The organism is Streptomyces formicae (assembly GCF_002556545.1).
Classification (GTDB): Bacteria; Actinomycetota; Actinomycetes; order Streptomycetales; family Streptomycetaceae; genus Streptomyces; species Streptomyces formicae_A.
In genome coordinates this window covers 8,376,362-8,396,293 of record NZ_CP022685.1, presented here as the reverse complement: position 1 = coordinate 8,396,293, position 19,932 = coordinate 8,376,362, and the positions used below count along the sequence as shown (strand labels likewise).

Genomic DNA, 19,932 nt, shown 5'->3' with positions numbered 1-19,932 from the left:
GCCCGGCGAGGGGCACGACCAGCACCGGGGCAAGAGAGAAGAAGCCCGCTCCGCCACGGACACCGGAATCGACGCCGCTTCCCCGAGGAACCGTTCCTCGCCCCGTCACTCGGGCAGCGTCAGATCACACGACTCCCCCGGCTCGACGGAAACGGCCCTGCCGGGCAGCTCGATGCCGATCGGCGAGCGGTCCGACGAGGGGACGCCGATGTGCAGCATGCCGGGCCGCATCCGGAGCCGTACGCCCCAGTGCCCCCGGTAGCGAAGGGCGAAACCGTACTCGGAGAGTTCCGGCAGCGGCACCGGGTCGAGCCACAGTGCGCCGCCCCGGGTCTCCAGGCCGGTGAGGCCCCGTTGCACGAGGTCGAGCGTCCCTGCCATGGCGCCGAGGTGGATGCCCTCCCCCGTGGTGCCGCCTTGCAGGTCGGCGATGTCTCCCTCCAGCGCCTCCCGCACGAACTTCCAGGCTCCCGCGCGCCGCACTCTGGCCAGGACCCAGCCGTGCACGAGACCACTGAGCGTGGAGCCGTGGCTGGTGCGGCGCAGATAGTGGTCGACGGTGCGCTGCCAGGTGTCCGCGTCAAGCGAGTAGCCCAACCGGGCGAAGAGGCCGCCCAGTTCGGCCGGGGAGAAGAGGTAGCCGAGCATCAGGGCATCGGCCTGCTTGGACGCCTGATAGCGATTGACCGTGTCGTTTTCGGCCTCCAGGATCCGGTCCAGACGGCGGATGTCACCGTAGCGGGCGCGATAGCCGTCCCAGTCCAGTTCCGCGAGGTCTCCGTATCCCTCGAACTGGCTGATCACCCCGTCGTGGAACGGCACGTGAAGGGTGTGGGAGACGTCCTCCCACGCTTCGACCTCTCCGCCGTCGAGACCGATCCGTTCCACCAGCTCCCGCCTGCGCGGTTCGGGCAGGGTCCGCAGGACGTCCAGGGCGCGGGCGAGCACCCAGGCCGCCGTGACGTTCGTGTAGGCGTTGTCGTCAAGCCCTGGAGCCACGGCTCCCGGGTAGGCGTCGTGGTACTCGTCGGGCCCGACGACGCCGCGGATGCGATGCCGACCGAGGCTCTCGTCGTACGTCGCCGAGTCGGCCCAGAAGCGGGCGATCTGCAGGAGCATCTCAGCGCCCTTGGTGTGCAGGAACTCGGCGTCACCACTGGCCTCGCAGTACCGCCACACGTTGTACGCGACAGCCGATCCCACATGACGCTGGAGACGGGAGTGGTCCTGCAGCCAGCGCCCCGAGCGCGGGTTGAGATGGAGCTCCTGGGTCTCCTCCCGTCCGTCGCTACCGCTCTGCCACGGGTACATCGCACCCGCCCTGCCCACGTCGCGGGCCGCCGCGCACGCCCGCTCCAGACGGCGGTGGCGGTAGGTGAGAAGCGCCCGGGACACCTCGGGAAAATGCAGATTGAGGTAGGGCAGGACGAAGAGTTCGTCCCAGAAGACATGGCCTCGGTACGCCTCTCCGTGCAGCCCGCGAGCGGGCACGCCGACGTCGAGATCGGCGGTGTGCGGCGACAGCGTCTGCAGGACGTGGAAGTGGTGCAGCCGCAGGATGCGGCCCGCCTCGCCGGGCACGTCGAGTTCGGCCCTGCGCCACAGCTGGTCCCACGCGGTGATGTGCGAGTCGAGGAGCTCGTCGAACCCGGGTGCCCCGGCGACACGGTCGACGGCGGCCCGCAGGGGGTCACTGATCGCCGGGTCGCGGGAGGTGTGCAGGGCGACGGTCTTGTCGACGGTGGCGGTGCGCCCGGCTTCAAGGGTGATTTCGAAGAGCTGGACAGCCCGGCCCCCGTCGTGCCGCGTCACGGCCGGGGCGGAGCCCGCCGTCGTCCGGGCGGCCAGCCCCACCCGGACGTCGGACGTCGTGGTGCGGCATCGCAGCCACACGGTGTCGGCCGCGTCACCGGTTCCGGTGTGGACGTGGGTGAGGTGGGTGGAGTTCAGTTGCCGGTAGCGCGGCACACCCGCGTTGGTCACGGTCCCGTCGAGTGCCGCCTCGACCTCCAGCACGACCGGCGGCCCCTCGACGCTGAAGCGGGTGTGCAGTGCCGCGAGATGAGGGTCGGCCATGTGCACGAGACGCAGTTGGCGCACCCGCAGCACGCGCCCGTGCCCGACCTCGTACCGGAGATCGCGCTCCAGGATGCCGGACCGCAGGTCCAGGGACTGCCGCAGGGCGACGAGCGCGCCGCGGTCCGGGGTGAGCCACTGCCCTTCGCCTTCCTCTTGCCCTTCTTTCAGCCGGTAGCGCAGGGGCAGCCAGTCGGGCAGGTTGACCACGTCCTCGTTCTCCACCTGCCGGTCCGCGATGTGTGAGGTCAGCCGGTTGTAGCAGCCCGCCGCGTACGTCCCCGGATAGTGCACGTCGTCGGCCGGGCACTCGGGTGCGGCCCCCCGAGTGGCGAAGTATCCGTTGCCCAGGGTGCACAGGGATTCCCGAAGCCGTTCGTCCGCCGGGTCGAAGCCGTCGTACTCCCAGGTCCAGTCGTCGATCCGCTCCTTCATGGCCTTCCGCCTTCGGCCAGCAGCGCGCCGAGGTCGTCCACCACCGTGTCCGCGCCGTGTCGCAGCAGAGCCGCCCTCGTGCTGTCCGTCGCGTTCCTGTCCACGCCGATCACGACACGGAACCCACCGCGCCGGCCCGCCTCGACACCCGCCAGCGCGTCCTCGATGACAGCAGCCTCCGTCGGCGTCACACGAAGGCGCCGCGCCGCTTCCAGGAAGAGCGCGGGGTCCGGCTTGCCCGCGAGGCCGAGGCGAGCCGCCACCTCACCGTCCACGAGAGCGTCGAAGAGCTCCAACACGCCCGCGTTCGTGAGGATTTCACGGGCGTGCCGGGAGGCGGAGGCCGCCGCCAGCGGGATTTCGTGTTCACGCAGGGCCTTCAGGAGGCGCACGGTTCCGGGGTAGGCGTCGATGCCGCCCTTGCTCAGCCGCTCGGCGAACAGCCGCTCCTTCTCGGCTGCCACGGCCTCGACGTCCCGGACGACCGGCCGCAGCCCACGCGAGGCGAGGAAAGAGGCGGCTCCGTCGAGGCGCGATTTGCCGTCGACGTACCGCAAGTAGTCCTGGCGCACGTCGAACGGCCGCCGCTGCCGGGGCGATTCGGGCGGATGCTCGGCGAGGAAGACGTCGAAGGCCCGCTTCCACGCCTCGGCGTGCACCCGCGCCGAGTCGGTGATCACCCCGTCGGTGTCGAGCACGACGCCTCGCACACCGGCGAGAGCGGCGGGAATCATCACAGGCGTCCCGCGACGTGAACAGTGAGGTCCAACAGCCGCTGGCAATAGGCCCATTCGTTGTCGTACCAGCCGAAGACCTTGACCAGGTCCCCGTGCGACTGGGTGAGGGCCGGGTCGAAGACGCAGGAGGCCGGGTCGCCGATGACGTCACGGGAGACGATCGGGGCACGCGACACCCGCAGGAAGCCCCGCAGGCGACCGTCCGCCGCCTCCGCGAACGCGGCGTTGACCTCCTCCGCAGTGGCCTCACGGCGAAGCAGCACCGTGAGGTCGGTGAGCGAACCGTCCTCCACCGGCACGCGGAGGGCCGAGCCGTCCAGCGCCCCGTCGAGTTCGGGGACGACAAGCCCCACGGCCCGGGCGGCGCCGGTGCTGGTCGGGATGATGCTGAGGGCCGCCGAGCGGGCCCGGCGCAGATCCTTGTGCGGGCCATCGATGAGCGCCTGGTCGTTGGTGTAGCCGTGGATGGTGGTCATGAGGCCCTTGGTGATGCCGAAGCTCTCGTGCAGGACGCTCACCATCGGCACGACGCAGTTGGTGGTGCAGGAGGCGGCCGAGACCACCTGGTGCCGGTCCGGTTCGTACACGTCCTGGTTGACGCCCATCACGATGGTCGCGTCGGCGCCCTTGCCCGGCGCCGAGAGCAGCACCTTGCGCGCGCCCCCCTTGATGTGGAGCGCGGCGGCGTCCCGGTCACGGAAGCGGCCGGTGGACTCGATCACGATGTCGACTCGGTGTCCTCCCCAGTCCAGGGCGGCGGGGTCGCGCTCCGCCGAGACGGCGATGCGCCTGCCGTCCACGGTGATCGATGCCTCGTCGTGGGAGATGTCGCGGTGCAGCCTGCCGTACGTCGAGTCGTATTCCAGCAGATGCGCCAGAGTCGCCGTCGGCGCGACGTCGTTGACCGCGACCACGTCGACGGCGCCGTCGCCGGACCTCTCCAGCGCGGCACGCAGGCAGTTGCGGCCGATACGGCCGAATCCATTGATCCCGACACGGACGGTCATGAGCGACTCCCTTTCCTGGCAGGCGGGTTGCGCCCCACGGCCCGCGCGTCGACCGCGAAGCCTCCGGGCGCACTGCGTGTCACGCTGCCACCGCCTGGCCACGTGGGACATGGGCCGACCGGGGCACTCCCAGGGACGTCCGGCCCACAGCACGCCAGGACGCGCACGGCCCGGTTCCCGGCGCAGGATTCCTCCGTAATGTCATTGCGGGACAGGAACGTGCGAATCCCGGAGGCGGGCTTGGCCATGAAGAAGGAGACCTATGAGCACGAGCTGTACCGCCTGCAGACGGAACTGGTGAAGCTGCAGGAGTGGGTGAGGGCCACTGGGGCCCGGCTCGTCGTGGTGTTCGAGGGGCGCGACGCGGCGGGCAAGGGCAGCACCATCAAACGCGTGGCGGAGCACCTCAATCCCCGCGTCGCACGCATCGTCGCACTGCCCGCGCCCACGGAACGCGAACGCGCCCAGTGGTACTTCCAGCGCTACACGGAGCATCTCCCCTCGGCGGGCGAGATCGTCCTCTTCGACCGCAGCTGGTACAACCGCGCGGGCGTCGAGCACGTCATGGGGTTCTGCACCAAGGCCGAGCATCAGCGCTTCCTCCACCAATGCCCCCTGTACGAACGCCTCTTGCTGGAGGACGGCCTACTGCTGCGCAAGTACTGGTTCTCGGTGAGCGACTCGGTGCAGGAACAGCGCTTCCGCCGTCGTCTTCACGACCCCACCCGGCGCTGGAAACTGTCCGCCATGGACCTGGAGTCGATCACACGATGGGAGGCGTACTCGCGGGCCAAGGACGAGATGTTCGTCCACACGGACATCCCCGAGGCCCCTTGGTACGTCGTCGAGAGCGACGACAAACGCAGCGCGCGGCTGAACATGATCGCCCACCTTCTCTCGACGATCCCCTACCACGATGTGCCGCCCCCGCGGCTCAGCCTCCCGCCCCGCCCACCGAACACGGGCTATGAACGGCCACCGCGCGACCTCCAGTCCTACGTTCCCGATCACGCCGCAGGACTGGACTAGCGCGTGCCTCTTCGGCAGGTTGGTCACCTGCGGGTTCGTGCTTGATGTCCCGTCAGTCAAAACGACCAGGAACCTCATCACGCCTGGTCGCCAGCCTGGAGTGAGGTGAAGCCGACGCCCTGCTCGCGCAGGCCGGAGGCAATCGCGATGAGATCCTGGAAGGAGCAGCCGTCCGGTCCATCGACGGGACGACGAGGGTGCCGACCTCTCGCAGGTAGTCGAGAACCTCTCACAGATCCTTGCGTTCGGATGCATCCTGCTTCAGTGAGAACGTGGATCTGCCGGTCGAGCAACGGCCCCGTTTCATGCGCATGATCCGGCGCCGCTCCGGCTGCGGGTCGCCGCCTACTGATTTTGATCATCAATCGGTCGAATCCTCAACCCCCGTATCACCGCCGCCGTCTTCGGCCTTCAAGCGGGACAGGAATTGAGTGGCGCGATCCGCTTCGGCGGCCTCGATGCTTCGGTATATAGCCAGGGCTTCGTGCAGTTCCTCCAACGCGACCTTGCGGCCACCAAGGCGCTCGTGGCAGTGAGCCATCCCTTCCAGTGCCAACGCCTCATCCCGCCGACTGCGGATCTGACGGGCGAGCTCCAGCGCCTTGCGGTACGGCCTAAGGGCTTCTTGTGCTCCGTTGGACTTGGCGAGTAGTGCGCCCACGTTGTTCCACACTTCTGCCTCCCCCTGGCGGTCACCAATCTCCCTGAACAAGGTGAGGGCCTGCTCGTGGAGGCGAGTGGCCTGCTCGTAGTCGTCGGTCAGGCGACACACACAGCCCAGGTCGTTGAGGGCATTGGCCTGCCCAAGCCGGGTACCGAGCCCTACGTACAAGGCCAAAGCGCGCTCCAGGAGACCAGTCGCCTGCTCGTAGTCGCCGATCAAGCAACGCACACGGCCCAGATCACTGAGTGCGTTGGCCTGCCCAAGCCGGTCGCCGAGCCCTACGGACAAGGCCAAAGCGCGCTCCAGGAGACCAGTCGCCTGCTCGTAGTCGCCGATCAGGCGACACACACGGCCCAGATCACTGAGTGCGTTGGCCTGCCCAAGCCGGTCGCCGAGCCCTACGTACAAGGCCAGGACGCGCTCCAGGAGGCCGGTGGCCTGCTCATTGTCGCCAGTCATATACCGTACGCGGCCCAACTCATGGAGGGCGTTGGCCTGCCCGAGCCGGGTACCAAGCTCTTCGTACAAGGCCAAGGCGCGCTCCAGGAAGCCGGTCGCCTGCTCGTAGTCATCGGTCAGGTACCGCACGCAGCCCAGGTCGTGGAGGGCGTTGGCTTGCCCAAGCCGGGTACCGAGCTCTTCGAACAAAGCCAGAGCCCGCTCCTGAAGGCCGGTGGCCTGCTCGTAGTCGCCGGTCATATACCTCAGGCGGCCCAACTCATGGAGAACGTCGGCCTGCCCGGACCGGATGCCGAGCTCTTCGAACAAAGCCAGAGCCCGCTCCTGAAGGCCGGTGGCCTGCTCGTAGTCATCGGTCATACACCGCACGCGGCCCAACTCATGGAGAACGTTGGCCTGCCCGGACCGGATGCCGAGCTCTTCGAACAAGCCCAGGGCGCGCTCCTGGAGACCGGTGGCCTGCTCGTAGTCGCCGATCATGCGATACACACAGCCCAGGTCATTGAGGGCGTTGGCCTGCCCACGCCAGTCGCCGAGCTCTTTAAACAGGGCCAGAGCCCGCTCCTGAAGGCCGGTGGCCTGCTCGTAGTCATCGGTCATATATCGCACGCGGCCCAGGTCGCGAAGGGCGTTGGCTTCGCCGACAGGGTCGTTGTTGTGGTGGGCCGTTTGGGCGGCTCGTTGGTGGAGGGTGGCCGCCTGGGGCCATGGACCGTCCTGCAGGAGGAAGGCGGCGATGGAAGCAGTCAGGCGGACGGCGTGGGGAGCTTGGTCGATGGTAGAGGTGCCGATGCAAGCGAGGAGGTTGTCACGTTCGATGCGCATCCAGGCCAGAGCGGCGGCCCGGTCGGGAAGACCAGGGGTAGTGACCTGCGAGCCCGTGGAGGAGTTGGCGTAGGGGGTGACAGGGGCCAGATGCTGGTCGGCGATCTGTGCGGCGTGCAAGTAGTAGTCCAGGAGACGGCCGGCTGCCTGGGCGCGGTCGTCGCGTGTGTCGTGTTCGAGGGTGAGGGTGCAGGCGTACTCGCGCAGGAGGTCGTGGGGTTGGTAGCGGCCGGGGGCGGTCTCGTCGAGGAGGTGGTCGGTGTAGAGAGCTTCCAGGCGGCGGCGGGTGGCGGCCGGGGAGGTGCCGTCGAGAGCGGCTGCGGCGTAGGCGTCGGTGTCAGGCCCGGGGTGCAGCCCGATGCGCCGGAAGAGACGTTGCTGGTCGGCGGGGAGGTCTCGGTAGGAGAGGGTGAAGGCGGTGTACACGGCGCGGTTGTCGCCGTCGTCGAATTCGCCGAGACGGTCCTCCTGGGCGTCGGCGAACTCGGCGGCGAAACGGGCAAGGGGCCACAGGACCGGGTCCTTGTGGCGGAGCCGGCCGGCGAGCAGGGTGATCGCCAGTGGCAGATACCCGCACAGGCGTACCGTCCCGGCGACAGCTTCCCGCTCGCTGCTGTCGGTGGGGGTACGGCGGGCGCGCCTGACGAACAGTTGGGCGGCCTCGCTCGGAGTGAGTGGGGCGAGGGACACGGGGTCTGCCCCGTCCAGGGCGATCAGCCGTCGGCGGCTGGTGATCAGGGTCAGGCAGCCGGGGCTGGCCGCCAGCAGCGGCTGGATCTGCGCGTGCCCGACCGCGTCGTCGAGCACCAGCAGGACTCGCTTGCCCGCGAGCCGGTCGCGCCACAGATGCGAGCGGCCCTCCAGGCTGGAGGGCAGGTGGGTCGGGTCGATGCCCAGGTCGGTCAGCAGCACCGCCAGCACGTCGACGGGTTGGGCAGTGAGCACCTCGGGGGTGTGGGCATGCAGGTCGTAGAAGAACTGCCCGTCCGGGAAGTGCTCGGCCAGCAGGTGCGCGGCACGGGTGGCCAAGGCGGTCTTGCCCACCCCCGGCATCCCGTCCACGGTGTGGATGTTCACCACCCGCCCCGGCCCTGCGACGGCCAGCAGCCGCTCCAGCTCACGCTGCCGCCCGGTGAATCCCATTACGTCCGGGGGCAGGCCACGGGTGACCAGAGGCCGGGACGGTGGCTGCGCCTCGTACACGATGGTCTCGTGCACATCTCGGGCCGCCATGGTGATGTGCGACTGTCCAGGAGCCTCCACGTTCTGCTCGACCTGTGCCTCCGCAGGCTGTTCGGGCCGGGTCAGGCTTTTGGGTCGGTGGGGCCGATCGTGCCGCGGTTGTCGGTGACGTTGACGGTGTGGCCAGCGACGTTGTGGCCAGTGCCGCCGTGCACGGTCTGAATGACCTTGTACAGCCTTTCCCGCTCGCCGGGCTCCAGCGCCGGGGCCAGTTCCTCCTCCAGGATCCGCCGCAGCTCGGCCGCCGTCCGCGGATCGTGCCGCAGCAGCGCCCGCAGCTGGCCGCGCCACGTCATCTCCAGGCCCTGCAACACCTCCGCCGAATCGGCCTCCGCATGGGCGTTGAGGACCTGGGTGTGCAGGGTCTCCAGCTCGCTGCTGATCTCCTCGGCTCGTTCCGGGCGCACCCGGCGCCACAGGGCCACCAGACCGTCCCGGGCCTGCCTCCAGGTGTCGGTGGCCATCACCCCGACCAACGCCGACGCCGCCGCCATCGCGATCTCGTCCATCCTGCCCCCTCCGCTCCCGCGTGCCCTCATGGGCTACGGCCAGCGTGACGCAGTGCCGCACTGCGGAGCCATGGGCCGATAGGCATCGAACGCGGCCCGAACAGTCCTGTTCCGGAAGGCACCTGGGGTTTCCGCAGCCGTCTAAAGGATCCTCGCAGTTTGCGGCTGGTGACGATCCTGCTGGCTTATTCCGTGCCTGGCTGGGCTGGCGGCTCGTCGGTCGGGGCAACAGCGTCCGTCTTGGCGTTCCGGTCGCGGGTGGGGTGTGAAATGTCGATGCGGCCGAGGCCGTGACCGAACGTACCCGAGCTGACTGCGCAGGTGGCGCGGGCGGTGGCGGCACGGGACCCGTATCCGTTGGCGATGCGGGTTCGCGACGAACTGAGCGAGTTGTTCGCGGACGCCGAGTTCGCCGAAGCGTTCGGAACTAGAGGGAAGCCTGGCTGGTCACCGGGCCAGCTGGCGCTCGTAACGGTGTTGCAGTTCACCGAGAACCTCACCGACCGGGCGGCAACGCATCGCGGGCGGCACGGCATGGACCTGAATTACGCACTCGGCATGGAGCTGGATGATCCCGGGTTCGATTCCTCGGTGTTGTCAGAGTTCCGCACGCGACTGGTCGAGCACGGGATGGAGGAGAAGGTGCTCGACCTGTTGCTGACCGCCCTCAAGGACCGGGGCCTGGCGAAGGCCGGAGGCAAGCAACGCACCGACTCCACCCGCGTGCTGGCGGCGGTACGCGACCTGAACAGGCTGGAGCTGGCGGGGGGGGAGACACTGCGGGCCACGTTGGAGGCGCTGACCTGCGCGGCCCCGGACTGGCTGGCCGACGCGGTTCCCGTTCGGGAATGGGTGGAACGCTATGGTCCGCGGATTCACTCCTGGCATCCGCCGGCTTCCACGAGCAAGCGCGAGGAGATGCTCTGGCTCTACGGCCGGGACGGGTTCGCGCTACTGGAGGCGATGCATGCCCCTGACGCGCTGATCTGTCTGCGCGAGCTCCCGGCAGTGCAGGTCCTGCGCACGATGTGGGTGAAGAACTACCACCGCACCGTGTCCGAGGCCGGAGCGGAGGTGAAGCGGCGGGAGAGCAAAGACCTCCCGCCCGGCAGACTGAGGCTGGCCTCCCCGTACGACACCGACGCCCGCTACGGCCGCAAACAGGGTTCCTGGTGGACCGGTTACAAGATCCATATCAGTGAGTCCTGCGACGATGCCGATGCCCAGGACTCGGCTACCGACGGCCAGGCGCTGATCGTCGGAGCCGACGGACCGCCGCCGCGCTTGATCACTGGCATCGCGACAACCGACGCCACAGTGACCGATGCGGAAACGACCGGACCGGTCCATCACACGCTCGCCGCCCGCGATCTCCTGCCCGCCGAGCACTTCCTCGACTCCGGTTACGCCTCTGCCGAGTTGATCGTGGGCATCAAAAAGAACCTCGGGGCCACCCTGGTCACCCCGGTCCTGCTAAAAAGCTCACCCCAGGCGCGTGCCGGTGCCGGGTTCGACCGCACCGCCTTCACCATCGACTGGGACAAGCGGCAGGCCACTTGCCCACGAGGTGACACCTGTACCTGGTGGAGCCCCGCCACCCTGCGCGGCACCAAGGCCATCGTCATCAAGGTCAACAAGGAGACGTGTCGCCCCTGCCCGCTGCGCGACCAGTGCACCCGCTCAAAGACCGGCGGTCGGACGCTCTCCCTGCAGCCCCGCGAGGTGCAGGAAGTCCTCGACCATGCCCGCCTCCAGCAGGGCGACGAACAATGGCGAGCCAAGTACGCAACCCGCGCGAGCATGGAGGGAACCATCCACCAAGCCGTCGCGGTCTCCGGGACAAGACGTGCCCGCTACCTCGGTCTCCAGACGACCCACCTGGAGCACGTCTTCGCCGCCGTCGCGCTTAACCTCATCCGCCTTGATGCGTGGTGGAACGGCCAGCCGCTCGACCGCACCCGCGTCAGCCACCTTGCTCGACTCGACCTCACCCTCGCCGCGTGACCGAATTGAGGTCTGAGACTGGTGAGCTCGCATGTTGAGGTGTCGCGTATTGCTGACGGATGCCAGCCGCCGTCACTCTGTGTCAAAATCGGATGCGAGCTCACCAGCGCCGAGGCCGTAATAGAAGGGCGAGGGCCCGTCGAGCCCCGCCCGCTCCAGGAACAGCCCCTCGTAGTGCTGCAGCAGCTCCATGTCGAAGTCGACCTCCGGGGCCGTCATATCCTCCTTAAAACTGCCGATGAGAAGCTGCGTCCAGCGCTGTTCGACAACCGACCACACCACGAGGTGCGAGGGCGCGAAGAACACCCACATGGCGTCGATCTCGTCGGGCAGCGTCGGGGCCGACAAGGTGTGCGCGATCACCGGGTCGAGACATTCCACGTAGGGCCGGTCGAAAAAGTGGGACACGATAAACACCACCCGCGCCCTGTCGGGGGCGGACTTGTCCCGCAACTGCTTTGCAGCCTTGGCGATCATCGACTGGGCAGCCTCGACGACATCGTTCGCTGACACGAACGTCGACCAATGAGTACCTGGCTTCTCACCTCGCTTCAATGCCCGGGAGGCCGCTGCATCGTGCTCGCGGAAGTCACCAGGTATCGACTTCACCTCGAAGTCGGCGAACTCGACACCGGTGCGACCGAGCAGCAACGACAGTGCGTCGCTGTCGGAGTCCGCCACGCGGTAGACGAGATCCACGCTGCCCTGGATGTCTACGGCGACCGGCACGATGCCGAGATAGGCAGTCGTCAGCATCGCCGCGAGATGCTCGCCCGCGGCCAGCTTCAGCTTCTTCAGGTCGTCCGCCGGCACGTGTGCCGGCAGCGCCTCCGTCGCCCAGTCCATCACTTCGTAGTTGATGGCATTGATGTGGGTGCCGATGACTCCGTCGAGGCTCTCGGCGCTGTCGTCGCTCATGAGCGCGAGTGTGGCAGCGCCATGGCCCGGTCGCGACGGGTTTCGGGGCCGACATCCGTGTCAGAGCGTGCACTGAGCATCGTCGGTCCTGGTGGGCGGCCGTCGGGGTATCGGTTGAGTACAGGGGGCAGCGCTCTCGTACGGGATGATGACCAGGGCTTGTCACGCATGCCGTGCTCTCCCCGGCTGGGAATGTGATCAAGGTGGCCGCAGTCGTAGGCGCGGTGGGCATCGTTGCCGCGAAAGGCCACGCCGCACGTCAAGAACAGGTTCAACGACCTCAAGTTGAAGCTGAACCGCAAGTCGGAGGACACCGTCGAGGCCACCACACAATAGACCACAGGATCGGTAACACGGTTCTTACGGGCACCCCTAGTTCACCTCGGTCGCGGTGTTGAACAAACGCGGCCCCACAATCTGGTTGGCCGCCCGTGACTTTCCCGGACAGACAACCCACCCCCCCCCCAGCGAATTCTCAGCAGGGCCTAGGAGTGTGGGAGGAAGACCACAGGACAGCGGGCACACTGCGTCTCGGTTTGGCCGATGAGGCCGATACATGGGCCCAAGTGCGGGCGCTTGGCCGGTCGATGACCGAGGACGAGCAGTCCGGCCCCGCCCGCGGCGGCACGCAACTTCAGCACCATGATCAGGGATCCGCTCCCATATTGTGCAAACCGAGCATCTTCGACCTCGCCGGTCACCCAGCCGCAGCCAAGCTCGCGGCGCTTCCATCGACTCCGGCGACAACGGGCCGCACCATGGTCCACACCTCCAGCGCGCCGTCAGGTCCAGAGCCCGCGCGGCCGCCCGTCACCCTCGTTGCGGAACGACAGCCACAGGACAATCGGCGTGGTGTAGCAACGCGTGTGCCACCCTGCCGAGTTGAGGACCAACACGGCCGTGGCGCCGCCCTCCGAGGACGAGCAGATCCGCCGCGCCGGTGCGATCGACGAGGATCTTGTGCGCGGGACCCTCCACAACGGAACCGCGCACGTGCACAGAGGGGTGGTCACGTGCCGGTACGCGCAACGCGTCCTCGAGCAGAGCCGACGCGTGTTCGCGGTGGTGGCGCGCCGACTCTCCCGAGGCGAGCGGAAGGCCGGTCGTCTCGTGGGCGGGGCGGCGCCAGGCGCGTACGGCATCGAGAGTGCAGTGCCGCGCTTCGGCTTCTCTGAAGGCGAAGCGGATCGCCGCGACGCCGTTGGTCGCGTCGCCGACCCCGATCACGATGCGGCCGTGCTCGCTGTTGCGGCTCGCCTCGCTTCCCCGCACCACGACGACCGGACACAGCGCACGGGACGCCATCGCCAGGCTCACCGAACCGAGCAGCAGCCCGGCGATCGGGCCCCTCCCACGAGAGCCGGTGATCAGCGCAGTGGCATTGCGCGAGGCTCGCAGGAGGGCGGCTTCGGTGTCCTCCGGCAGTACCTCCGTGGAAATTTTCACGGCCGCACTGCGCCGTCCGGCCCGTTCGGCCGCGAGGTCGACGATGCGCCGCGCCTCCTCCCCGCTGACGTGGAGGGAAGGGCCAGGCAGGCCGTAGGCGAACGCTCCCCCCTCGTACAACTCCCAGAGCCAAGCGTGCACCAGCCGTACGGGGAGTCCCAGCCGGTCCGCCTCGTCCACTGCCCAGTCGACCGCCAGGAGGCTCGACTCCGAACCGTCCACTCCTACGATCAGGGGCAACTCCACTGTCCCCACCACCTCTCAACCTGTGCGCCGAGCAGCGGGCGGTAGTGCCGCACCTCGGCCATGACGCGCGGACGGCTACCTCGCCGAATCCATCCGGATCCCCGAGATGTCCATCGTCGCGGTGTCCGACTGAACGAGCAGGTAGCTGTGGTGGACCCGGTGCCGACGGTCGTGCCACGTCAGGGTGACCCGCGTCCAGCAGTGGCCCATGCCGCTGTCCTGGTACGTCACCTTCCACGCACTCGGAACGCCCTTGGCCCGCAGGACTCCGTCGCGGTGGTGTGCCGCCTCCCAGCCGGACAGGCTCTTGCGCAGCCCCGCGGTGAGGTAGTGGTGGCGAAGGCTCTTCGTCAGCGAACCACGGCCCGTGTCGTGGACGGCATCGATGTACGCACCGTAGAAGTTCGCAACGTGGTCGACGGTTGACGCAGGGCTTCCGCTCCGCGTGGGAACCGTATCCGGCGCGCGGGACAGCGAGTCCCTCTCCACGGAACTCGCGCTCGCCACCGGCACGGCCAGTGCGAGCAGGAGTGCCGATGCGGCCGACGTAAGGCGTCGGGCCTTCGGATATGCGGTCATGAGCTCCCTCCCTCTTCACTGCCATTCCAGGGCCGTCGGCACGTTTGCCACAGAGGTCAAGTGGCTCTGGAACAGGGCCTGTTCGGCCCCACTTTCGGCCTGTGTGGGCCTTCTGCCGCCCGGGCCGTGCGCGACCTCGACGGTAGGCGCTGGGGAATCGTCAAGTCCGAAAGGTGGGCTTGCCCGTTACCAGAACAGGAGTTGAGTGAGAGGGAGCAGAGTGCCCCTTCATGGTCAGGAGGCTTCATGTCCAACCGCATCGACCAACCGCGCAAGCTCGACCTAGTGGGAAACCCCATCCACGTGGGCGGCATCGGCACCGGTTACGAGGCTACCCTGCACTACCGCGTCGGTGACGGCCACGCCGAGGTGACCGGCCACTTCGAGGTCGGCGGCGGGACCGGTGAGCAAGGCCAGTTCCACGTCGCCGTCAACGTCGGCCAAACGTCGTTCAAGTCCGACCAGCTCCTCGTCCAGGTCTTCGAGGTGAGCCCGAAGGACGGCAGCGAGATCCACGTCGTCACCGTCCCCGTCCTCTACGGGCCGCGCATCACGCCCGGCTACCACGGCTATCGCGAGCACAAGGTGGTCAAGGGCGACACTCTGTCCACGCTGGCGAAGACCTACTACGGCGACGCATCCCGATACCAGCTCATCGTGCGCGCCAACCCGGACCAGATCACTGACCCCGACAGGATCGCCCCCGGACAGGTCCTTCGCGTACCCATCGGCTCCTGACCTCGCGCTCCTGCACGACTGGCAGGACCCAACGCGACACGGCCGGACTCAGCTCCCGGCCTTCGGCCATCGCGACCGGCCGGTGCCGACCAAGCCGGTGAGGCCGTCGCGGTGCGCTGACTTCCACCTGGCACACGTTACCCAGGGCGACGTGCGCCCGCGAGGGTCGAGCGGTTCGTGCACCCCAGCGTCAGGTCACGGGCCACTCACCGCGCACCGAGCTGTGCCTCGACGACATGCGTCGTGCCATCGTCGTACCAGCACGCCTCCTGTGGCTCTGTCGCTGAGTTTTGACAGCGGCTGGGGGCTTGCAGTGGGAGCGTGGGTGTGCTTCGCGTGGTGAGGGGCGTCGATGCCACGACGCGCGAGACCGGCGATGCGTACGGTGACCAGCACGTCGGGACCATGGCGACCCTCAGGTTGAAGGCCGCGGCACCGGCCGCCAGGTGCAGGGCGCGTCCATGCGGATCGACGTGCGGCAGGCCCCGTTCGGCGACGGTGTGTATCTCGACGGTGGAAGTGTCCGGGGCCAGGCGGAACCGCCAGGGCTGCGTGTTGTACAGGGAAGGTGCCGCGATCGCCGCGGAGATCAGTTGCTCCAACGTCGACGCGTCCAGAAGCACACTGCCCATGGAAGCCTCCTCACGAATGTGGCGCCCAACCCCGCAGCTCGTCCCCAGCCGATCGTTCTCTTCGTTCGGTTCGTTCCGTTGCTCGATCGTCACAGCGGCACCCCGCCTCCCGTCACGACGGGACCACGGCCACCGGGCACTTGGCCTGCCGCACCAAAGCGTCCACGACCGGGCCGAGGCCGTCCCCTCGCCCTCGCCCCACCACCATCATCTGGGCACTGCCCGAGGCACGCGCCAATGCCTTGGCCGGATCGAACAGCGCGACGTCTTCCAGAATCCGCACCTGCGGATACTTGTCGCGCCACGGCCGCAGCGCGTCGGACAGGAGCTGCACCTCGTGGTCCTCCCAGTCGGCACGGTCCGCCTCCGGTACGGGTAGAGGCAGCAGCTCGGCGGCGGGCAGCGGAAGCTCCCACGCATACAGTGCGTGGAGCCGCGCCCCCCTGCGCGCCGCGACGTCCAGCGCGAAGTCGACGGCGTCATCGGCAGGATGGCGGGCATCGAGGCCGAGCGTGACCTTGTCCGGCCGCCTCCTAGGTCCTTCGCAGACAAGTCCGCTCGGCACCAGGACGACCGGGCCTTGGACGGACGCGGCGACGCCCTGGGCAACCGTGCCCAGGGCCAGACCGGCGAAGCCACCCGCACCGCGCGAGCCGAGCACCGTCACCGCAGCACCCGCGGCACAGGCGGCCAGGGCGGGGACGGGCGCCCCCGTCAGCCACACACCCTCGACCTTCAGCGCCGGGTGCCGCGCGGCGAGCTCCCTCACGACGCTGTCCGCCACGGTCTCGGGGCGGTAGGGCCAGCTGTCCACCAGTCCCCGCCCGCTCGACGAAGAGACGTGGGCCACCCGCAGCGGCAGCCTCCGCGACAGGGCCTCCCGTGCAGCCCAGTCCGCGGCGGCGCGGCTGCGCGCCGATCCATCGACTCCGACAACGACCTTGACCTCCATAGCAGTTCACCTCCGCGCAGAGCAGGAGCCCCGGAATCCACGGTCGGCCACGCCGTCCGGTACGCGCAGGGGCCGGATGGGCCGAAGAAGGGCCCTAACGTCCCTCACGGAATCGGCACGTGGTGAAGAGGTGGGCCTGAGTAGCTCACGTACGGGCCAACTTCTCGGCGATGTGGTCCGCCCAGGCATCGATGGCCGCCCAGTCAGTGACTGTTGTCGTTCCGATCTTGAGAGCCGTCGGTCGAACGGGAGTCTCAATTGGGTGAGCGCCGTGGCTGCCGTGCATGAAAGCAGGGCCTCTTGGTAGCGCGAAGGGTGTCTACGCCAGTGAGCGATCCAGGAGGCCCTGTTGCCGCAGTCCTACGGCATCGCGGGAGTGGGGTCCACTTCGGTCGCTTGACGCGGGCAGCGCGGGCGATTCGCCGCGATCCGACGGCTCCTTGTCGGCGGCCGGGCCGGTGGTGTCTCCTTCGCTCGGGGACAACGCCTCGCCGACGCATGAGCGGGCGATGACCCACTCGTTCCACTCCCGTTCGGCCGCGACCAGCTCGGCCTGGATGCGGTCCGCCTGCTCCCGCAGCGCATCCACACGATGGTGGACGGTCAACTCACGCTGTTCCAGCAGCCCCACAGCCGACGGCGTACCCGGCCTCCATATGAGCGACGACACGACACGTCACCACTCCCCGAGACCACCGACCCCATGCCCGAACAGCGAAAACACAGCCCTCAAGCCCGGAAAGACAGCAGCCACTTCCTCCTGACTCCAGACCCATGAAGTCAGAATGATCAAGAGATCGCAGAGCGGGCCGCTGTTGATTCGCCGTCCGTGGTCCTCGTTTCACGTTTCACCCGCTGCCGACACGACCATTCACCCTGCTGGTCACGGCCGCCGAGCGATGCACCCCCTCAAGTGCATCGGACACGGCTGAACAAGCTCAGGGTCCGGTGAACAGCAGCACCGCGTTCTGCCCGCCGAATCCGAAGGAGCAGCTGATCGCCGCGTCCTTGACCGTCGGGCGGGGAGCGCCGGCCACTACGTCCAGCTTGTGCTCCCCGTCCTGCCCTTGGAAGTTCGCGGTGGGCGGGACCATCTGATGGCGCAGGGCGAGGACCGTGTACGCCGCCTGGATGGCGCCGGCGGCTCCCAGGGCGTGGCCGATCACGCCCTTGGAGGCGGTGACCGGTGGGACGTCGAGGCCGAAGACGCGGGTGAGCGCGGCAGCCTCGGCGGCATCGTTCAGCGGGGTGGAGGTGCCGTGGGCGTTGACCAGGCCGATGTCGCGGGGCGCGCATCCCGCGTCCTGCAGGGCTGCGCCGATCGACCTGGCGGCGCCCTCGCCGTCGGGGTGCGGGGCGACGGGATGGTGTGCGTCGCTTCCGGCTCCGTAGCCGCGCAGCAGGGCCATCACGGGTGCTTGCCGGGCGCGGGCGTGCGAGAGGCGTTCGAGGACGAGGACGGCCGCGCCCTCGCCGAGGACGAAGCCGTCGCGCGCCGCGTCGAACGGCCGACTGGCCAGGTGGGGTTCCGCGCCGCGCCGGGACAGGGCTCGCATCCGGGTGAAACAGGTGGCCGTCATCCGGGACCGCGCCGACTCGCTCCCCCCGGTCAGGACGATGTCGCAGGTGCCCGACCGCAACAGGTCCCGTGCGACGCCGATCGCGGTCGCCCCGGACGCGCACGCGCTGGCCGTGGTGAAGTTGGGGCCCCGGGCATCCAGGTCGATCGCCACCTCGCCCGCGGCCATGTTCGGCACGCTGCGCGGCAGCGCCAGCGGCGAGACCCGCTCCGGCTGTCCGGCACCGAGATGGCAGAACTCGGTGACGTACGTGCTCAGGCTGTTCGAGCCGACGCCCAGGACGACGCCGACCCGTTCGCCCCGCCAGGTACTTGGATCGAGGCCGGCGTTGCCGACGGCGCGGCGCGCGGCGACCATGGCGAACTGGACGAAGCGGTCCGTGCGTCGGGCCTGCGACCGGCCGAGTTCGCCGACTGCGTCGAATCCGGTGACCTGGCAGGAGAAGTCGACTGGCAGCCCGTCCAGTTCGGGGTCGCGGGCGGCCAGCGAGCGGCCCCGGCACAGGGCCGCCCAGTTCTCCTCCGCCGTGTTTCCTGCCGGAGTCACCAGGCCCAGGCCGGTGACGGCGATCTCAGGTCGCACGCTGGAACACCCGGGTGGCGTCGGCGAGGGTGGAGGAAGGGGAGAGATCCATCGCGTCGTCCGGGAGGACGATCCCGAACTCCTGCTCCGCGGCCACCACCAGCTCCATAAGGTACAGGGAGTCCATGTCGAGGCTCTCGAACGTCGTGTGGGGGGAGAGCTCGCCCGGCTCCGGTTCCCTGTCGAGGATGCTGGTCAGCAGGGTGACGAAGCGTTCGGACAGTTCGGGCTGCGCTGTCGGTTTCTGTGCCTGTGTCATGTCAGGGTCCTCCGGTCTGTGATGTCGACGGGAAGCGGGCTGCCGCCCGCCTTCATGCGTGCGTAGAGCTCGCGGGCGCGGGATGCCTGCGCGGTGAGCCGTTCCAGGTGCAGTCCGATTCGTTCCTGCGCTTGGGCGCCGGCCGGGCCGAGCCGGGGCAGCGCCATCACGCCCAGCGCACGCAGGAGTGGCTGCACCACGTGCTCGTGGTGGACGTCCAGATTGAAGATTCCCGAGGCCGCGACCCGCACGGCTCGCGCTCGGAAGCCCGGAATGGTGGCTCCGGGCATCTGGAAGTCGCACAGCACATCCGCGAGGGCGACCAGCCCGGCGTCCGGGTACAGGGCGAGCGCCTCGGCGTACAACTCCCGGTAGAACAGCATGTGCAGGTTCTCGTCCGCCGCGATCCTGGCCATCAACTGCTCGCCCACCCGGTCTCCGCAGGCCGCCGCGACATTGCGGTGGGCCTGCCGGGTGGCCAGCTCCTGGACGGTGACGTACGCCAGCGCATGCAGGAGTGTCGGCAGGTCACTGCTGTAGCCGGTCCCCACGTGGCGCATCCGCAGCTCCTCCAGGACCACGGGATCCACCGCGCGACGCGCATGGACGTAGGCCCGCATCACATCTGCGTGCCGACCCTCCTCGGCGGTCCACCGGTGCACCCACGTGCCCCAGGCGCCGTCCCGCCCGAAACGCGAGGCGATTTCGAAGTGGTAGCTCGGCAGGTTGTCCTCGGTGAGCAGATTGATGAGGAGCGCGTCCTGCACCGCCTGCGGCAGCGCCGACTGCTCCGGCGCCCAGGCCGATCCTTCCAGTGGGCCGTCGAAGTCCCGTGCCGCGCTCCACGGCACGTACTGGTGCGGCAGCCAGTCGCGCGCCACGCTCAGGTGACGCTCCAGGAGCCGCTCGACCGACGGCTCCAGCTCCCGCAGTACACCCTCCTCCTCCGCGAGACGCACCTCACTCCCCTCTCTGTCTCAATGAGCCTGAACCTTTTCCCCGTGGGGACAACG

17 protein-coding genes are annotated in these 19,932 nt (G+C 68.7%); 3 read left to right on the top strand and 14 right to left on the bottom strand.

Features of this window, described 5'->3' with window-relative positions:
* Nucleotides 1-105 precede the first annotated feature (105 nt).
* From KY5_RS36510 to gap, 3 genes are read right to left on the bottom strand one after another with little or no spacing between them, the layout of a single operon-like run.
* A complete protein-coding gene (locus KY5_RS36510) occupies nucleotides 106-2,511 on the bottom strand; it encodes a glycoside hydrolase family 65 protein (protein ID WP_418952845.1) in 2,406 nt (801 codons plus the stop codon).
* Nucleotides 2,508-3,245, bottom strand: a complete 738-nt coding sequence (locus KY5_RS36505; protein ID WP_098246213.1) for an HAD family hydrolase — start codon at nucleotides 3,243-3,245, stop codon at nucleotides 2,508-2,510. Before KY5_RS36505 ends, KY5_RS36510 begins: the two co-directional genes overlap by 4 nt.
* Entirely contained in the window at nucleotides 3,245-4,255 is a 1,011-nt protein-coding gene (gene gap, locus KY5_RS36500) for a type I glyceraldehyde-3-phosphate dehydrogenase (RefSeq protein ID WP_098246212.1), read from the bottom strand. The genes KY5_RS36505 and gap overlap by 1 nt, the downstream gene beginning before the upstream one ends.
* Nucleotides 4,256-4,501: 246 nt before the next feature.
* Here gap and ppk2 point away from each other — a divergent pair, with 246 nt between their 5' ends.
* Nucleotides 4,502-5,284 carry a polyphosphate kinase 2 gene (gene ppk2, locus KY5_RS36495; protein ID WP_098246211.1) on the top strand — a complete coding sequence of 261 codons (783 nt, stop codon included), beginning with the start codon at nucleotides 4,502-4,504 and terminating at the stop codon, nucleotides 5,282-5,284.
* A gap of 361 nt (nucleotides 5,285-5,645) precedes the next feature.
* Here ppk2 and KY5_RS36485 read toward each other — a convergent pair whose 3' ends face one another.
* Nucleotides 5,646-8,450, bottom strand: coding sequence for a tetratricopeptide repeat protein (locus KY5_RS36485; RefSeq protein WP_159072680.1), 2,805 nt, complete (start codon nucleotides 8,448-8,450; stop codon nucleotides 5,646-5,648).
* 86 nt (nucleotides 8,451-8,536) lie between these two features.
* Nucleotides 8,537-8,983: a hypothetical protein gene (locus tag KY5_RS36480; RefSeq protein WP_098246209.1), complete on the bottom strand. Its 447-nt coding sequence runs from the start codon at nucleotides 8,981-8,983 to the stop codon at nucleotides 8,537-8,539.
* A gap of 333 nt (nucleotides 8,984-9,316) precedes the next feature.
* On the opposite strand from KY5_RS36480, the gene KY5_RS36475 reads away from it, so the two are divergent.
* Nucleotides 9,317-10,987 carry a transposase gene (locus KY5_RS36475; RefSeq protein WP_234363032.1) on the top strand — a complete coding sequence of 557 codons (1,671 nt, stop codon included), beginning with the start codon at nucleotides 9,317-9,319 and terminating at the stop codon, nucleotides 10,985-10,987.
* A 72-nt stretch (nucleotides 10,988-11,059) separates the two neighbouring features.
* Here the strand turns inward: KY5_RS36475 and KY5_RS36470 are convergent, their stop codons facing one another.
* From KY5_RS36470 to KY5_RS36460, 3 genes are all read right to left on the bottom strand, one after another.
* Complete coding sequence (locus KY5_RS36470) at nucleotides 11,060-11,905, bottom strand: hypothetical protein (protein WP_098246208.1); 846 nt, start codon at nucleotides 11,903-11,905, stop codon at nucleotides 11,060-11,062.
* Nucleotides 11,906-12,715: 810 nt separating this feature from the next.
* Entirely contained in the window at nucleotides 12,716-13,597 is an 882-nt protein-coding gene (locus KY5_RS36465; RefSeq protein ID WP_234363031.1) for a universal stress protein, read from the bottom strand.
* Nucleotides 13,598-13,672: 75 nt separating this feature from the next.
* A complete protein-coding gene (locus KY5_RS36460; protein ID WP_234363030.1) occupies nucleotides 13,673-14,176 on the bottom strand; it encodes a hypothetical protein in 504 nt (167 codons plus the stop codon).
* Nucleotides 14,177-14,422: 246 nt separating this feature from the next.
* Between KY5_RS36460 and KY5_RS36455 the strand changes: the two genes are divergently transcribed.
* Entirely contained in the window at nucleotides 14,423-14,914 is a 492-nt protein-coding gene (locus KY5_RS36455; RefSeq protein ID WP_098246207.1) for a Gmad2 immunoglobulin-like domain-containing protein, read from the top strand.
* A gap of 206 nt (nucleotides 14,915-15,120) precedes the next feature.
* Here KY5_RS36455 and KY5_RS36450 read toward each other — a convergent pair whose 3' ends face one another.
* The 6 genes from KY5_RS36450 to KY5_RS36425 all read right to left on the bottom strand — a co-directional run bounded on the left by KY5_RS36450 (nucleotide 15,121) and on the right by KY5_RS36425 (nucleotide 19,878).
* On the bottom strand, nucleotides 15,121-15,639 hold the full coding sequence (locus KY5_RS36450) for a hypothetical protein (RefSeq protein ID WP_159072679.1): 519 nt from the start codon (nucleotides 15,637-15,639) through the stop codon (nucleotides 15,121-15,123).
* Between the two features lie 19 nt (nucleotides 15,640-15,658).
* Nucleotides 15,659-16,498 carry a universal stress protein gene (locus tag KY5_RS36445; RefSeq protein ID WP_098246205.1) on the bottom strand — a complete coding sequence of 280 codons (840 nt, stop codon included), beginning with the start codon at nucleotides 16,496-16,498 and terminating at the stop codon, nucleotides 15,659-15,661.
* Nucleotides 16,499-16,817: 319 nt separating this feature from the next.
* Nucleotides 16,818-17,129 carry a hypothetical protein gene (locus tag KY5_RS42330; RefSeq protein ID WP_199843735.1) on the bottom strand — a complete coding sequence of 104 codons (312 nt, stop codon included), beginning with the start codon at nucleotides 17,127-17,129 and terminating at the stop codon, nucleotides 16,818-16,820.
* Nucleotides 17,130-17,436: 307 nt separating this feature from the next.
* Nucleotides 17,437-18,660, bottom strand: coding sequence for a beta-ketoacyl-[acyl-carrier-protein] synthase family protein (locus tag KY5_RS36435; RefSeq protein ID WP_098246204.1), 1,224 nt, complete (start codon nucleotides 18,658-18,660; stop codon nucleotides 17,437-17,439).
* Nucleotides 18,650-18,919 (bottom strand): acyl carrier protein, encoded by a 270-nt coding sequence (locus KY5_RS36430; RefSeq protein WP_098246203.1) that lies wholly within the window; start codon nucleotides 18,917-18,919, stop codon nucleotides 18,650-18,652. Before KY5_RS36430 ends, KY5_RS36435 begins: the two co-directional genes overlap by 11 nt.
* Nucleotides 18,916-19,878 (bottom strand): acyl-ACP desaturase, encoded by a 963-nt coding sequence (locus tag KY5_RS36425; protein ID WP_098246202.1) that lies wholly within the window; start codon nucleotides 19,876-19,878, stop codon nucleotides 18,916-18,918. Before KY5_RS36425 ends, KY5_RS36430 begins: the two co-directional genes overlap by 4 nt.
* Nucleotides 19,879-19,932: the final 54 nt, after the last annotated feature.